Annotated in this window: 12 protein-coding genes and 2 pseudogenes; 7 read left to right on the top strand and 7 right to left on the bottom strand. The window is 73.3% G+C overall.

Features of this window, described 5'->3' with window-relative positions; genetic code table 11:
* Together SSQG_RS11950 and SSQG_RS11955 are read left to right on the top strand one after the other, a co-directional pair.
* On the top strand, window positions 1-2,546 hold a 2,546-nt coding region (locus SSQG_RS11950; RefSeq protein ID WP_338117250.1), incomplete at its 5' end, for an HAD family hydrolase.
* Between the two features lie 174 nt (window positions 2,547-2,720).
* Window positions 2,721-3,759 (top strand): annotated as a pseudogene (locus SSQG_RS11955) (rod shape-determining protein).
* Window positions 3,760-3,796: 37 nt separating this feature from the next.
* On the opposite strand, the pseudogene SSQG_RS43425 reads toward SSQG_RS11955, so the two are convergent.
* Both SSQG_RS43425 and SSQG_RS42615 read right to left on the bottom strand, forming a co-directional pair.
* Window positions 3,797-4,751 (bottom strand): annotated as a pseudogene (locus tag SSQG_RS43425) (anti-sigma factor RsbA family regulatory protein).
* Complete coding sequence (locus SSQG_RS42615) at window positions 4,748-5,059, bottom strand: STAS domain-containing protein (protein WP_244299097.1); 312 nt, start codon at window positions 5,057-5,059, stop codon at window positions 4,748-4,750. The pseudogene SSQG_RS43425 and the gene SSQG_RS42615 overlap by 4 nt, the downstream one beginning before the upstream one ends.
* A 229-nt stretch (window positions 5,060-5,288) precedes the next feature.
* Between SSQG_RS42615 and SSQG_RS11970 the strand changes: the two genes are divergently transcribed.
* Together SSQG_RS11970 and uppS are read left to right on the top strand one after the other, a co-directional pair.
* Window positions 5,289-5,972, top strand: a complete 684-nt coding sequence (locus SSQG_RS11970) for an ANTAR domain-containing protein (RefSeq protein WP_003990020.1) — start codon at window positions 5,289-5,291, stop codon at window positions 5,970-5,972.
* Window positions 5,973-6,171: 199 nt separating this feature from the next.
* Entirely contained in the window at window positions 6,172-7,908 is a 1,737-nt protein-coding gene (uppS, locus tag SSQG_RS11975) for a polyprenyl diphosphate synthase (protein WP_039932458.1), read from the top strand.
* A gap of 40 nt (window positions 7,909-7,948) precedes the next feature.
* On the opposite strand, the gene SSQG_RS11980 is transcribed toward uppS, so the two are convergent.
* Both SSQG_RS11980 and SSQG_RS11985 read right to left on the bottom strand, forming a co-directional pair.
* Window positions 7,949-8,635 (bottom strand): hypothetical protein, encoded by a 687-nt coding sequence (locus SSQG_RS11980; RefSeq protein ID WP_039934990.1) that lies wholly within the window; start codon window positions 8,633-8,635, stop codon window positions 7,949-7,951.
* Window positions 8,636-8,640: 5 nt separating this feature from the next.
* Window positions 8,641-9,186, bottom strand: coding sequence for an RNA polymerase sigma factor (locus SSQG_RS11985; protein WP_244299099.1), 546 nt, complete (start codon window positions 9,184-9,186; stop codon window positions 8,641-8,643).
* Window positions 9,187-9,379: 193 nt separating this feature from the next.
* Between SSQG_RS11985 and SSQG_RS11990 the strand changes: the two genes are divergently transcribed.
* A complete protein-coding gene (locus SSQG_RS11990) occupies window positions 9,380-9,850 on the top strand; it encodes a cupredoxin domain-containing protein (protein WP_003990024.1) in 471 nt (156 codons plus the stop codon).
* Window positions 9,840-10,313: a hypothetical protein gene (locus tag SSQG_RS38155; protein ID WP_003990025.1), complete on the top strand. Its 474-nt coding sequence runs from the start codon at window positions 9,840-9,842 to the stop codon at window positions 10,311-10,313. The genes SSQG_RS11990 and SSQG_RS38155 overlap by 11 nt, the downstream gene beginning before the upstream one ends.
* A 31-nt stretch (window positions 10,314-10,344) precedes the next feature.
* Here the strand turns inward: SSQG_RS38155 and SSQG_RS12000 are convergent, their stop codons facing one another.
* Together SSQG_RS12000 and SSQG_RS12005 are read right to left on the bottom strand one after the other, a co-directional pair.
* Window positions 10,345-11,178: an alpha/beta fold hydrolase gene (locus SSQG_RS12000; RefSeq protein ID WP_063749157.1), complete on the bottom strand. Its 834-nt coding sequence runs from the start codon at window positions 11,176-11,178 to the stop codon at window positions 10,345-10,347.
* A 32-nt stretch (window positions 11,179-11,210) separates the two neighbouring features.
* Window positions 11,211-12,149 carry an amidohydrolase family protein gene (locus tag SSQG_RS12005; protein ID WP_003990027.1) on the bottom strand — a complete coding sequence of 313 codons (939 nt, stop codon included), beginning with the start codon at window positions 12,147-12,149 and terminating at the stop codon, window positions 11,211-11,213.
* 277 nt (window positions 12,150-12,426) lie between these two features.
* Between SSQG_RS12005 and SSQG_RS12010 the strand changes: the two genes are divergently transcribed.
* The gene (locus SSQG_RS12010; RefSeq protein WP_003990028.1) at window positions 12,427-13,650 is read left to right on the top strand and encodes a cytochrome P450; all 1,224 of its coding nucleotides are present in this window, start codon (window positions 12,427-12,429) and stop codon (window positions 13,648-13,650) included.
* 114 nt (window positions 13,651-13,764) lie between these two features.
* On the opposite strand, the gene SSQG_RS12015 is transcribed toward SSQG_RS12010, so the two are convergent.
* On the bottom strand, window positions 13,765-14,928 hold the full coding sequence (locus SSQG_RS12015; protein WP_039932462.1) for a DUF418 domain-containing protein: 1,164 nt from the start codon (window positions 14,926-14,928) through the stop codon (window positions 13,765-13,767).
* Window positions 14,929-15,186: the final 258 nt, after the last annotated feature.

The raw sequence follows: 15,186 nt of genomic DNA on the forward strand, positions 1-15,186 counted from the left end.
ACGTGGTGACGGAGTTCGTGGACGGGCTGACGCTGGCCGAGGTGCTCTCGGGGCTCTCCTTCCGGATGTTCGCCCGCCTGGTGTGCCAGGGCCTGGCCGGCCTCGAAGCCCTCCACGCCCACGGTCTGGTGCGCGGGGCGCGCGGGGCCGACGGCCTGTTGCTGCGGCCCGACGGCACCGTGATGATCAGCCGGGTCGCGTTGGGTGAGGAGTCGCGGGGCAAGGACCCCGAGTCGGACATGGCCGAGTTCCGCTGGCTGCTCAAGCAGCTGGGCGCGGGCTTGTCCGTCCCCGCCGAATACCGGAAGCTGCTCGACCTGGTCGAGGGGCGCAAGCTGCACGAGGCCGCCCGCTACGCCGCCGCACTGCCCGGGATGGCCCAGTGGTCGGCCCCGCTCCACATCACCATGCTCGGCCCCCTGCGCATCAGCGACGCCATGTTCCCCCGCGAGCTTCCCTCGCCGGAAGTCCAGGCCCTGCTGTGCATGCTGCTCCTGCGCCACGGGCGGCGGGTGACCAGCGCCGAGCTGGCCCGGGGACTGTGGGAGGAACCCCCGGGGGAACGCCAGGCCGCCGCCCGCATCGAGGATCTGATTCCGGAGCTGCGACGACTGCTGCCCCCCGGCGCCCTCGTCACCCTCCAGGACGCCTACGCCCTGCACGTCCCGGACGTCTACGTCGACGTGTTCCACTGCGAGGAACTCCTCGGCGCGACCATGCGCGGGCCCACCGAGCTCCGGCGCGCCCTCGACCTCTGGTACGGCGACCCCCTCGACGGCGTCCCGGGCCCCGCCGCCGCGGCCACCCGGGACCGCCTGCGCGCCCTCAGGCTGGACCTCGAGACCACGCGGGACGGACCGGACCAGGGGTCGTCCGAGCAGGACACCGCCCCCACGATCCACTTCGAGGCCGACGACCTCACCGGCCGCCCCGAGGCTCGCATCACCCTCGAGTACGCGGTGCACGAGATGCTCTCCCGGGGCGCCCTCGCCGCCCACCGGTTCGACGTCCGGGTCCGCGACAACGGCTACGTCGTCCACACCGAGCCCGGCACCTACGTCCTCCCCGTGCTGGTCGCGGTCCTGCGCGGGCTCCCCGAAGTCCTCACCGGGCTGGTCGACCCGCCGCCCCTCACCGTGACGTTCTGGGACGGGCCGGCCCCGCCGCCCGAGGCCCCGCCCGTGCCCGCCGACATCCAGGTCCTCCTCTCCCCGGCCCTGTACGAGGAGTTCGCCGCCAGCTCGGCGGCCCAGGGCCCCCAGCGGTTCCAGCCCGTCTACGAGGGCGGTGCCGCGGACACCCCGCCCGTCGCCTGGCACTGCCCGCTGTCCCCCGCCGCGGCCGCCCCCGAGCCCGAGGCACGCGACCTGGTGCGGGGCCCGTTCATCACGCGCGACCTGCGCCGGCTCGGCATACCGGCCCCGGGCCGCACGGCCGTCGTCCACACGCGGCCCGACGGACCGCTGACCCTCCTCAACCCCGCCCAGCCGCACGGCGACGGACCGCCCCGGCACGTGACGTACTACGAGGTGGACCTCACCACCCACCAGGCCCGCTACCTGGTCTCCCTGCCCGGCTCAGGCAAGGGTGTCTTCGCCGCGTCGGCCGAGCTGTCCTGGCACGTGGACGACCCGGTCGCCTTCGTGCGCGCCGAGGTGAGCCGGGTCTCCGAGCGGTTGCTCGACCATCTGGTGGAGGAGGCGGCCCGCATCACCCGCCGTCATCCGCTGCGCCGGGCGGGCGCCGCCCAGCGGGCGGTCAACGCCGGGCTGCGCCGGTGGCCGGTGCCGGGGCTGTCGGTGACGGCGTCGGTGCAGCTGGCCCCGGAGGGTGCGGCGCTGCCCGGGCCGCAGGGCGCGGCTCCGCCGGCGCCCTCGCCGGCCGGTCTTCTCGGTGACGCCGAGACCGTGCTGCTCGGCTTCGACGGGCCCATGGCCCGCCTGTTCTCGGCGAACGCCGCGCAGGAGGCGGTGCTCGACCTGCTCGGCCTCGTCGCCGAGCACCGCGGCCCGGACGCCGTGGCCGCCGGGTGGCGGGAGACGTTCACACATCCGCTGGACGTGCTGCGGGCCTTCGCACACGACCCGCTGGGGCCGGTGCTGCGCGAGCGTCTGGACGACCTCGAACTGCGGGCGGTGCCCCACGCCCCGGCGACGCACAACGCCGTGCCCCTGCTGCGCGCCCTGCACGCCCCCGGCCGCAGCGTGTGCGTGGTCACGGACGCCTGCGCCGACGCCGTGCACCGCTACCTGAGGCCCTACGGCACGCTCCCCCTGGCCGGTGTCCACGGCCGCGCCGAGGATCCCGAACTCCTCACCCCGCACCCGGACTGCCTGCTGCGTGCCCTGGACTCCTGCGCCGGGTCCGCCGCCACGGGCCTGGTCATCGGGTCCACGGTCGCCGAGCTGGCCGCCGCCCAGCGGGCCGGGCTGCGTTTCATCGGCCTCGCCCGCAACGCCACCACCGGCCGGCAACTCCGCGAGGCGGGCTGCGAAACCACCGTCACCTCCCTGGCCCCCCTCCTGGAGGCCGCCCGCTCCCTCTAGGGCGCTGTGTGATCAAACCCCCCGTTCGGCGGCGCCCCGCCCGGCCCCCCAGGAAAGGCGGCCCCGGCGCCTCCCGCGCACGATGCGAGGGAGGCCCGCCGCCCGGCGGCCCCACGTCTGCGAGGCCCGCCACCTGGCGGCCCCCCACGGTCTGTGCTCTCGGGAGGACCTGCCATGACCGCCAGTCTGGAGCAGTTGCGCCGCTGCCACTTCGCCGTCGACCTGGGAGCCGCCCGCACACGCGTCTTCGTCAAGGGCGCCGGGCTCGTCGTGGACCAGCCGTCCGCCGCCGCCGTGAACAGCCGCACCGGCGCGCTGATCGCGGTAGGCGAACTCGCGGAGAAGATGACGGGCCGCACACCCGACTACATCCGGGTGGTACGGCCGGTGAGCGGCGGCACCGTCGTCGACATCGAGATGGCGCAGCGCATGCTGCGTCACCTGCTCGGCGACAAGATGCGCCGCAGCCTGCGCCGCAAGCCGATCCTGCGGGCGGCGGCCTGCACCCCGCACGACGCCGACCCGCTGGCCCAGCGCGCCGCGATCGAGACGCTGGTCGGTCTCGGGGCCCGGCGGGTGGAGCTGGTGGACACGCTGATCGCCGCCGCCGTCGGCTGCGGGCTGCCCGTGGAGCAGCCCGAGGCCACGATGATCATGGTGTGCGGGGCGGCCGCCACGCAGGTGGCCGTGCTGTCCCTCGGGTCCATCGTCACCGCCGAGCGCATCCCGGTGGGCGGCGAGGCCGTCGACCACGCGATCGTGCAGCACCTGCGCCACGAGCACGAGCTGATGCTGCCCAGCCAGTCGGTACGGCCGTTGCAGCTCGCCCTCTCGGGCAACGGCCTCACCCCGCACGGTCCGGCCTCGACGGAGATCCACGGGCGGGACGTCGCCACCGGCCTGGCCCGCTCGGTCCAGGTCGACACCGCCGCCGTACGGGACGCGATCCAGACGCCGCTCACCGCGATCCTGGACGGCATCGGGCAAGGTGCTGCGGGACTGCCCGCCCGACCTGGTCGCCGACCTCGCCGACCGGGGGATCATGATGGTCGGCGGCAGCGCGCTGCTGCCGGGCCTCGACCAGATGCTGCGGCAGGCGACCGGCATGCCCGTGCACATCGCGGAGCGCCCGGACGTCTGCGCGGTGCAGGGCCTCGGCGCGATGCTGGAGGGGCGGATCGAACCGCTGGCGCTGGATCCGCTGGGGGCGTGAGCCGCCGGGGACAGGGGCCGCCGGGGGGGCGTGCCCCTCAGCGGTCGAACCAGCAGCGCACGGTCGTACCGCTGTCGGCCGTGTGCACCCGCACCAGGTCGGCGATCAGGTTGACCAGCAGCAGCCCGCGCCCGCCGCGCTGGTCGCGGGGTACGGGCCGGCGCCCGGCCAGCGGGTCCACGAGGCGCCCTTCGTCGCGCACCTCGCACACCACGTACCCGTCCTCGGTCCACACCCGCAGCACTCCGGTACCACCGCCGTGGATCACGCTGTTGGTGGTCAGTTCGGCCATGGCGAGGGCCAGGTCGTCGAGCTTGACGCCGGTGAGGCCGTGCCGTGAGCCCTCCCCGACGGCCACGTGCCGGGCCTGGGGGAGCGAGGCGGAGTCGAAGGCGAACGTCAGTGCGTCCGGCACGGGCGGCAGCGGCTGGTTGCAGCGGGCGACGATGTCGGCGGGCGCGTAGGCCTCGCTGTCCTCCGCGTGCCCGGAGCCGGAGCGGATGACCTTGGGGTGGGTGGCCCAGGCGTCGGCGAGGACGTGCTCGGGCAGCTGCCCGACGTCGTACGGGCACAGGATGGTCGCCGCGCTGCTCCGGAAGGACGCGTTGATGAGCGCCTCGTGCTGGACGCAGGCGGCGTACTCGGTGTCGGAGCGCCCGGCCCAGACGGGCTCGCCGATGATCCGCACCCGGCTGCCGGGCGGCTGGGCGTCGGCGAAGGCGCGCAGCACGCCGGGGATGATCCGGCCGGGGGTTGCGTCCGGCCTCGCACATGTCCAGGAGCCGCACGGCGTCGGCGGCGTCGCCCAGGGCCTCCCTGATCAGGGCCAGGTTCTTGCCGGGCACCGCGACCGCGACCGGGTCGCCGGCCGCCAGGGCCTCGCGCACGAAGGGGATGGTGCCGCCGAGGTACTCCTGCTCGTCCCGGTAGAAGAACGCGGGGTGGACGAAGGACTCCGAGGGCCCGAAGGGGTCGGTCACGGCAGTGGTCATGACGTCGTCACCTCGATCCCCGCCTGGCCGGGCCACAAAAGGTCAAGCGTGCGCCGCAGGGCCGGCGGCGGCCGCCGTACCACGAAACGCCGGCCGTCCGTGAGCCGCCGGGCGGCGTCCGCGAGCGCACCCGCGCCGGCGACGTCGACGAAGGTCACGTCGGACAGCTCCAGGTAGTACACGTCGTCATCCTCGCGAACGGCCTCTTCCAGTACACCTTCCCAGATCGCACGGGTCGTCAGGCCGACCTCACCGGCCGCCCGGACCCCGCTCCGCCCGGCCAGCGGGAACACTGCCAGACCCGGCACGGAACCACGGTGACCGGCGCCCGGCACCTGATACGGAGTGTTCACGCCCCTCTCCCCACGTTCTGGACCACAGCGCTCGTACCCACCCGGGGAGAGGTCATTCCCCACATCTGTGTGTAGTAAGCCGTACGGCGGGCAGGCGCACCTCACGGACGTCCACGGGGGCGAGTGACGTCGTGCAGATCCGGTGAGGACGAACACGACCGACGAGGACCGAGAAGGCGGTGACATGACCACTGCGGCATCACCACATCTCACAGGAAGGCTGAGTCCACTGGTCATCAGTGGTCGCGTGGACGCGGAACGCGCCGAGCTCACCCCGCGCGGTGAGCTCGTACACGGCTGCGCGGAAACTCTGGCCAGGACTCTGGCCGAGTTGCCGCACAGCATCACGCGGGTGGACCTGGACATGGGGGGCGTGCACTTCATGGACACGGCGGGTCTGCAGTTCCTGGACCTGCTGGGCGACTACGGCCGGCAGCGCTCGCTGACGGTCACGGCCACGAACTGGAACGGCCAGCCGCGACGCATCCTGGAGCTCGCGGGCCTGGACACCACGGACCCGCTCCACTCCGAGCCCGCCCCCGACGCCCCGGCTCCGGCCCTGGGCTCCTCCGTGGTCTCCCTGGAGCGCGCGGAGCGACTGCACGTCCTCCAGGAGGAGGTCGAGCAGCTCCGCCAGGCCATCGCCTCCCGCCCGGTCATCGACCAGGCCCGTGGGATCCTCATGGCCACCCACGGCTGCACCTCCGACGAGGCCTGGCACATCCTGCGCGAGACGTCCCAGCTCTCCAACACCAAGCTCCGCGAGGTGGCCGCCGCTGTGACGGCCAGCGCCGAGACGAACGCCCCGCCCCCGCCCCCGGAGCTCCGCACAGCCCTCCAGCGGGCCATCGCCCGCCGCCGGGGCTGAGTCCGGGGCGGCCCTGCTCCGGCCACTCCGACCGTGGCCGGGGCACCTGAAGGCACCGGCGTCCGGGGCACACCCGCGCACCCGTGCGCACCGTCCCACCCGCTCGCCGCACAACCTGGACCGAGCCGTCCTCGTTGGGAGTCGTGTGCCTCGCGCGAACACACGACCGGCAGACCGACGAGCGACCGCCGCAGGGGCGGTGATCGGCGACGATCCGGCGCTGCGGGCGGCCTACGGGCTGTGCCGGCGCCGGACCCGGGAGCAGGATCCGGCGGAGTACGCGCTGATCCAGCTGGTGCCCCCGGCGCTGCGTCCGGCCTGCTGGGCCCTGTGGGCGGCGGCCAACGCGCTCGACGACCTGGGCGATGACCGCACCGCGCCCGCGGCCGAACGCGCCGCCCGGGTCGAGGAGTGGATCACCGCGCTGCGCAGCGAGCTGCCCAGCGGCACGAGTCCGGACCCGATCCGCCACGCCCTGCTGGACACCACGGCCCGCTGGGGCCTGGACCTGTCCGAACTGGACGGCGCCATGACTCAGGTCCGGGACGACACCCGCGGCAGGCGCTTCGACGACTGGGCGGCGTGGCGCACCTGGGGCCGGGACAACCTGCTGCCCTGGTTCGGCCAGGTCCGCGCCCTCTTCGACCGGGCCGGTGTGCCCGTGGCCCTCCGCATGGACACCCGGGAGACCTACGAGGAGTTCCTCGACGGCGTCCGGCTCACCGACATCCTCACCGACCTGTCCGCGGACCTCGCCCAGGGCGACCTCCTCCTGCCCGACGAGGCCGTGCGGCCCTTCCCGGGGGCTGCGCAGGACCTGGCCCACCGGCGTTGGAGCCCCGCCGTCGCCGCCCTGGTCACCGACCTGACCGGACTGGCCCGCCGGTGGGTGAGCCAGGACGGCCTCGGCCGCGGCATGCACCCCGGCCCGGCCACCGTCCTGGACACCATGGCCGCCCTGCTGCGCGCCCAGCTGGACGCCATCGGCCGCTGCGGTCCGGCCCTGCTCCGGCGCCGGCCCCGGCCCGCGCTCCCGGTCCGGGCCCGCATCCTCGCCCCCGCCCGGGTCCGCGCCGCCCTGGCCTGGAGCCTGACCCCGTTGACGGTGCCACCCGCCCGGCGCACCGGCCACGCCGTCCCTCCCACGACCGACCGCCCGGCCCTCACCACGGTGCTCCGTCCCCCACCGCCCCACCCCACCGGCCGGCGGCCCCCGTCGATCCCCCCGGGACGGCTCCCCACCCACGTCGCCGTGATCATGGACGGCAACGGCCGCTGGGCCCAGCGGCGCGGTCTGCCCCGGCACGAGGGCCACCGCGCAGGCGCCGCCGCCGTCCGCGAGGTGGTGCACGGCGCCCTGGACATCGGGCTGCGGCACCTGACGCTCTACACCTTCTCCACGGAGAACTGGAACCGCGGCGCGCAGGAGGTCGACGCCATCCTCGGCCTGCTGCGCAGCGAAGTGGCCGACGACCCGTTCGGCGAACTCGACGTCCGGCTGCGCTGGCACGGCCGCGCCCGCCGTCTGCCGTCCGACCTGGTGGAGCTCCTGCACCTGCGGGAGCGCACCACCCGTACCCGCACCGGCCTGACGCTGACGATGTGCATCGACTACGGCGGCCGTGACGAGCTCACCCGCACCGCCGCCGCCCTCGCCCGCCGGGTACGGGCCGGCCATCTGGATCCCGACCTCATCACCGAGGAGGACTTCGCCCGCCACCTGCCCCACCCCGACATGCCGGACGTCGACCTGCTCTGGCGCACCGGCAACGAGCAGCGGACCTCCAACTTCCTGCCCTGGCACACGGCCTACGCGGAGCTGCACTTCACCCCGGAGCTCTGGCCCGACGTCGACCGCCGTCACCTGTGGCAGGCCATCACCACGTACACCCACCGCCAGCGTCGCCACGGCACCGCGCCGGGAGACGGTCGGTGAGTGTGCCCGGTGAAGAGGGCAGCGGACCGGGGATCGGGGATCAGTGCCCTTGGCTCGCCGGGAAGTGCGCCGTGGCCAGGACGCTCCCGTCCGGGGCCACGAGACGGGCGCCGGTCACCGTCGCCGGATCGACCTCGGCCGGTGACCCCCAGGACCCGTAACCGCCCTTGAGCGGGAACGAACCCACCGGGACCGTCGACCCGTCGGCGTGTACGAGCAGACACCGCGCCGGGCCCCGGTCGGCCCTTTCGAGGTCGACGGACATGTACACCCAGCCCCGGCCACCGGTCCCCTCTCCGGCAGTGTGAGCGAAGATGCGGCCCACCTCATGGCCGTCGGAGACCAGGGCCGCCTCCCGCAGGCGGCCGTCCGTGCGCTGCGCGGCCACCGGTGGCGTGCCCTCGATCGCCGTGCCGACCGCCCACCCGCCGAAACCGCAGGCCAGGGCCGTGGCGACAGCGGCCGCCGCCAGCCGCAGCCGGCGCCTGTGGGGCTTCGGCGCGGGTGTCGCGCCCAGGGCCCGTACGACCCGGCTCTCGAAACCGACCGGTGGATCGGCGCCCGGCAGCAGCGCGAGCAGACCGTCGCCGACCGCCGTCAGCCGCTCGACGTGCTCCCGGCAGTCCTGGCAGCGGTCCAGGTGGGCGACCGCCTCGGCCCGCTCGCGGGCCGGCAGGACACCGAGCGCCAGTTCGGCGTCCAGTTCCCGCAGCCGCTCGCACTCCATGGCGCTCACCGCTTCTCCTCCGCCTCGAGGAGGGCTCGTATCTTGAGCGTCCCGGTCCGGATCCGGGTCTTCGCCGTGCCCAGTGGAACGTCCTCGGCGTCCGCGACCTCCCGCGCCGTCATCCCGTAGATCCCGGCCATCACCAGGGCCCGCGCCTGTTCCCTCGGCAGCTCCGCCACCGCTCGCCGGACCCGCTCCGCGCTGTCGTCGGCGAGGGCCCGCCGCTCGGGCGTCTCGGTGACGATGCCGAGCAGCTCGTCCAGGTCCTCCGGGTCGGCCGGGCTCGCCCGCCGGGCCCGTACCGTGTCGATCGCGAGGTTGTGCGCGATGGCCGTCAGCCAGGACCGTACGGAGCCACGCCGGGAGTCGTACACCTGTGCGTGCCGCCAGGCCCGCTCGAACGTCTGCTGAGCGACGTCCTCGGCGAGTTGAGGGTCGCCGAGGACGGCGAGGGCCACGCCGAACACCGTGCGCTGGAAACGGCGCACGAACGCGACGGCGAGCTCGGGATCGCCCGTCGTCAGACCGGTGAGCAGTGCCTCGTCAGGCATCCGCCCGTGGGAAAGGCCCATGCGCCGCACACCAGGGATACGTTCCGCCGCCCGGATTGGATTGCCTCACCCCCATTCTCCGCCCGCGCGATCCCGCGGTCCGCAATCCCTCGGCCCGCAATCCCGCGGCCTGCAATCCCTCGGCCCGTCAGCTCCGTACCTCTTGCGGGGGGACGATCCGGAGGACCGATTCATGACCATCCCACCCACCCGCCAACGCGTGCTCCTCGGCGTCGCCGCAGGCGGCCTGACGGCCCTGCTCGCCGCCTGTGGAGGCGGTGGCAACGGCAGCAGCGCCGGTGGCTCCACGACCTCGCCCCCGCCGAAGTCCACCACCTCGGGGACCCAGGTCACGGCGAAGCTGACCGACTTCCACATCGCGCTCTCGACGGGGAAGTTCCAGCCCGGCCAGTACACCTTCACCGCGAAGAACCAGGGCCAGCACGAACACGCCCTGGAGATCGAGGGCCCCGGCGGCGAGAACCGCAGCAAGACGCTGGATCCGGGGCAGTCCACGACCCTCACCGTGACGCTGAAGTCCGGCTCGTACAAGGTCTACTGTCCGGTCGACGGCCACAAGGACCTCGGCATGAGGACGACCATCACCGTGGGCGGCGCCCCGGCATCCTCCGGCAACGACACCTCTCAGAACAATGGCTACTGACAAGACGGCCGCCCGGCTCGTCCTGCGTCTGGCCGGCGCGGGCCTGACGGCGGCGATGGCCGCGATCCATCTGCGCCTGTGGGCCGAGGGCTACCAGGGCCTCGCCGTCATCGGCCCGCTCTTCCTGCTCAACGGAGTCGTCGGCATACTGCTCGCCGTGGCGCTGCTGGTCACCCCCGTGCGCCGGCTCGGCCCGGTCGCCGCCGTCACCGCCCTGTTCACGGCCGGCACTCTGGGCGCACTGGTCCTGAGCCTCACCACCGGCCTGTTCGACTTCACCGAGTCGATCGACGCGGAGCTGGTCCGCCCGACCCTGTACGTCGAGACGGCGGGCACGGCCGTCCTGACCGTCCTGGCGGTGGCCACCCTCGGCCACCGGTCCCACCGCGGGCACCACCACCGACACCACCCTCGACAGGACCGCACGCGCTCCACGCCGGACCACGAGGACCTCAGGAAATAGCCGATCCTGTACAGCGGCTGTGCTGTGCCCGCTACCGCGCCCACTCCTGCGGCACCCGGCCCTCGCGGCTCAGCATCTGGGTCGCCAGCACCCGCAGAGCCGCCGCGAAGATCGCCGGATTGCGCAGGAACTCCATGTGGATGCCGGGGAACTCCACCCACGGCACACCGATCCGGCGGGCGATCTCGACGGAGGGCCGCGCGTAGTACGCACCCCGGTCGGCGGCGCCCGCGCCCAGCACGATCGGGAACGGCGCGGCCTTCAGCGCGGCCCCGTCGGGAAGGAAGCCGGCGAAGCCGGGCCACTCCGTGCCGAACAGGTGGTCCTGGTTCCCCAGGAACCGTTTCCAGAGGTCGTCGGGCCAGCGGTACGTCCCCTCGCCGCGCGTCGTCGCCGCGAACCGGCGTCCCGCCGCCGAGCCTCCGCCCTCGGCGTACAGCGCGGCCATGTCGTCGAAGAAAGAGCGGTCGGGATCACCGTCGGGCAGGACGTTCACGGCCGGTGGCTCGTGCGCGACCAGACCGGTCAGCACCCGCGGGTGCGACGCGGCCAGCGTGAGGCCGATGATCGCGCCTGCGCTGTTGCCGAACACGAGCGCGCGTCCGCCCGCCACGGACTCGATCAGTGCGCGAGCGTCGGCCGCCTGCTGAGCGAGGTCCATCGGTTCGGCGGAGCGGCCCGTGCTGCGGGAGTTGCCTCGCCGGTCGTAGGTGATCACGGTGAAGGCGTCGGCCAGCTCCTCGGCGACACCCGAGTAGTACCCGGCGTCCCCTCCCGCCCCACTGATCATCAGCAGGGCGGGCCCGCTGCCGCGCACTTCGTGGTGGAGCAGCGCTCCGTCGGTCTCGCACACGTCACTGCGCACGGCAGGCCTCCGTTCCACGGTGAAGGGCGGTGTCAGGACCGGGCGAGCCGAGGGACGAGGAGTTCGGCGTTGCCCCGGTTGACGGCGTGGAGCTGGCCGGGTTGCCAGTCGGGGTACGTGTCCAGCCCGCTGTCGAATCCGGTGGCCCAGTCCTCGGGAAGCATGGGGAAGTCGCTGCCGTACAGGACGTGTCCGGGCTCGGCGAAGGCGAGCAGTGAGGGCAGCGCGGCCGGGCCGGCGGAGATGGCGGTGTCGAAGTAGAAGCGCCGAAGGTCGCTCAGCAGGCCCTCGGGGGTGGAGCCTGGGTGGAGCCGGGCGGCGACCGCGAAGCGGTGGGCGGCGTACGGCAGGAAGCCGCCGGCGTGGGGAAGGATCATCTTGATCCGGGGGTATCGTCCCGGCACCCCGTTCAGAGCCAGGTGGAGGGCCGTGCGGGCGGTGTCGTAGGGGAAGTCCACCAGAGGGCTGGGCAGTCCGGGGACCGGCGCGACCGGCGGCGCGGTGGGGTGGACGACGACGACAGCGGCGCGGGCGTCCAGCTCGGCCCAGAGCGGTTCGAACGCCGGGTCGCCGAGGTAACGGCCGTGCACGTTGGAGAGGACGATCAGCCCGTCGGCGTTCAGCTCGTCCAGTGCGTGGGCGGCCTCGTCGAGTGCGGCGTCCACGTCGGGCAGCGGGAGGACGGCGAAGTGACCGAAGCGGTCGGGCCGGTCCTTGACGACTTCGGCGGTGCACTCGTTCACGCTCCGGGCGCCCGCGCGGGCACCGGCGGGGTCGTCCGGAGCCGCGACCGGCGCGGGGAAGGACAGCAGACCGGTGGCGATCGATCTGCGGTCCATCATCGCGATCGCGCTCTGCACGTCCCACGCGGGAGCGGGCCAGCCGAGGGCCTCGGCCCGCTCGGCCATCGCACGGCTGAGGTCCGGTGGGATCAGGTGTTGGTGTACGTCGATGCGCGCGGCGTCCGGCATGTCTGTCCGAGCCTCTCGGGTACGGGGTGCGGTGAGCGAGGCTGCGGTATGCCAGCCCGTGTCCCGGAGGTACCCCGTGGGGAGGGGCGGCGGAGGTGAACGGCGCGCTCTGGCCCCGGACAGCGGGTGCCGCCCGGCGGGGAATCACCCGAGCGGGCCAACCCGGGTCGGCGTGGCGAGGAACCCGGCTCCGACGTCCCATATCACCGTGGCACGAGGTATGGCCCGAAAGTTACAATCCGACAGATACATTCCGCTGCGGCGCTAGCTTGGGCCGATGCACACCCACGCTTCGCCCGCGTCCCTGCTGTCCGCCCTGAGGCCCCGGACCCAAGAGCGCCTCTACGACTTCTACAAGGAGCTACGGAGCGCCGACGACCTCTTCTGGGACCCCCGGCTGGATGCCTGGATCGGGACCAGCCATGCAGTGGTCAGCAGCGCCGCCGGCGACCCGCGGTTCTCCTCGGTGCGCTATCCCGACATCGAGGCCGTCTCCGAGGAACTACGGCCGCTGGCCCGGGTCCTGAGTCGGCAGATGCTCTACAGCGACGCCCCTGACCACTCCCGGCTGCGTGCCCTGCTCAGCAGAGCCTTCACCCCCCGGGCAGTAGCGACGCTCCGCGACCGGATCGCCGGGGCTGTCGAGCAGATCATCACCCGTGCGGCGCCGACCGGGCGGTTGGACATCGTCGCGGACCTCGCCCGCCCCCTGCCCCTGACCGTCATCTGCGACCTCCTCGATGTGCCGGAACAGGACCGACCCGCCTTGTCTTCCTGGTCCGACCCGATCGCCGCGGCCGTCGGTAGTTCCAGGCTCGACGCCGATGACAGCCGTGCCGCCTCGCAGAGCATGGCGCGCATGCTCGCCTACCTCCGGGAACTCCTCACCCGCCAGGACTCCCCGCCCGCACCCCACACCCTGCGCGCACTGTTGACCACGCGGGCCGAGAGTGCCGACCAGGACATGGACGAACTCCTCGCCAACTGCGCCCTGCTTCTGATCGCCGGCCATGAGACCACCACCCACTTCATCGGCAATGCCGCTCTCGCCCTGCTGCGCCACCCCCAGGCAGCCGACCAACTGCGCCGGCGGACCGACCTGATCCCCGCTGCGGTCGAGGAACTCCTGCGCTACGACAGCCCGGTGCAGCTGATGCTGCGCCGGGCGCGGCACGACCTGGACCTGGCGGGCCGCTCCATCGCTGCCGGGCAGGTGGTGCTCCTGGTGTGTGGTGCCGCCAACCGAGATCCGGCCGCTTTCCCCGATCCGGACGTGCTGGACTTCGAACGGCCTGGCGGGCGGCACGTCGCCTTCGGATACGGGCCGCACTTTTGCCTCGGCGCGGCGCTGGCCCGGCTGGAGGGCGCTGTCGTCCTGGAAGCACTCCTCACCCGGCTTCCCGACCTGAGGCTCGACGGCACGGCGCCTCAGTGGCAGCGCAGCCTCAACTTCCGCGGGCTCACCCGCCTGAACGTTGCCTTCACCCCCGTCTTCGGGTGAGCACGGCAGCGCCTCGCAAGCCATGCTGACCGATGGGGCAGCAACGGCAGACGCTGGATCCATGAGCGGCCCGGGCCGGAATGGAATGTGGAGGTTCACACCCCGGCCCGGGTCTCATCGGATGTGCTTCGCAGGCCTGGTGGCGGCGTTGAGCAGGTACTCCAGGGGGCCGCGGCGGAAGAAGCGGGACCAGATCGCGGCGAACAGGATGGCTCCGAGGACGTACATGATCAGGGGCAGCCAGGACTGCTGGGTGCCGGTTCCGGCGGGTGTGGACAGTGCGGTCTGTGCGAGGAAGTGGCCGACGTAGGCGGTCAGGGACATGGTGCCCACGGCGATGACCGGCTTGGCCAGGCGGCGCAGTCGCGGCAGTCGGTCCATCGCCACCGTCGCGCCCACGATCACGAGGATCGCGATTCCGACGCTGCCGATGATGTCGAACGTGGTGCCGCTGTGCGGCCCGGCCGTCAGGAGCGATGACGCCGGCATGTCGGGGAACGACCCTGCGTCAGCGGGCATCGACCCGCTGCCGGTGGGCATCGAACCGGAGCCACCGGACGACGACGGCCCGTCTTCCGCGAGGCTCCGCAACGCGCCCTTGCCGGCGAGCAGCAGGGACATGCCGTAGGCGGCCGCGGTGAGGGTGGCGCCGAGCGCGGCCAGGCGCTTCTGGATGGTGCCGCAGGAGAGGTCGAGGCGGCCCAGCGCCATGCCCGCGATCACGAACGACATCCAGGTGAGCGCCGGGTAGAAACCGGTGAGCAGCAGATCGAGTACGCCGACCTCGCTGAGGTGGCGGAGCGGGTCGTAGGTGTTGATGCTCTGCTGGACCGACGGGGTCAGCAGCGAGGTGAGGACGAACGCCAGCTGCGGTGCGACGAGGGCGAACGCGGCCGCGATGATCGCGAGGGTCCTGACGCTCAGTCGCACCAGGGGCAGGGCGAGGAGGAAGTAGACGCCGTAGAAGCCGAGGATGATCACGCCCCCGTACTCCATCGCCATCACGGTGCCCAGCGCCAGCAGGATCACGGCGCGGATCGCGATGCGGGCCCTCGCCTGCCGGCCCGCCAGGCCGGTCTTGGGCTCGCGGCGGCCGGCGAGCAGCATCAGCGAGAACCCGGCGAGGGTGGCGAACAGGACCGACGAGTGGCCGTCCGACATGTATCGGATCCAGCTGGCGACGCCATGTGTGGCGGACAGCGGGGGGCCGATGTGCACCACGTACATGCCGAACACCGCCAGCGCGCGGGCCAGGTCCACCCCGACGAGGCGTCCCATCGAGGGACCGGGAGAGGCCGGGGACCCGGGGGAGGTCTGGGGCGGCGGAGACGAGTTCTCCTGCGGAGCTGACGTCTCCTGCGGCGGCTGTGTCTGTGTCATACGGAGAATCTCGCGTGGGCGTCCGGGGGTGGACCATCCGGCAGTCTTCGGGCTCTCCCCCGCCGATCGGCGGGTATCGCTCTCCCGACTGGCGGAGTCCCGTCCTGACCGGTCGGTCCGGCGCGACCGGACAGGCGGTGTTGTTCAGCCACTTGG

The organism is Streptomyces viridochromogenes DSM 40736, from assembly GCF_000158955.1.
Taxonomy (GTDB): Bacteria; Actinomycetota; Actinomycetes; order Streptomycetales; family Streptomycetaceae; genus Streptomyces; species Streptomyces venetus.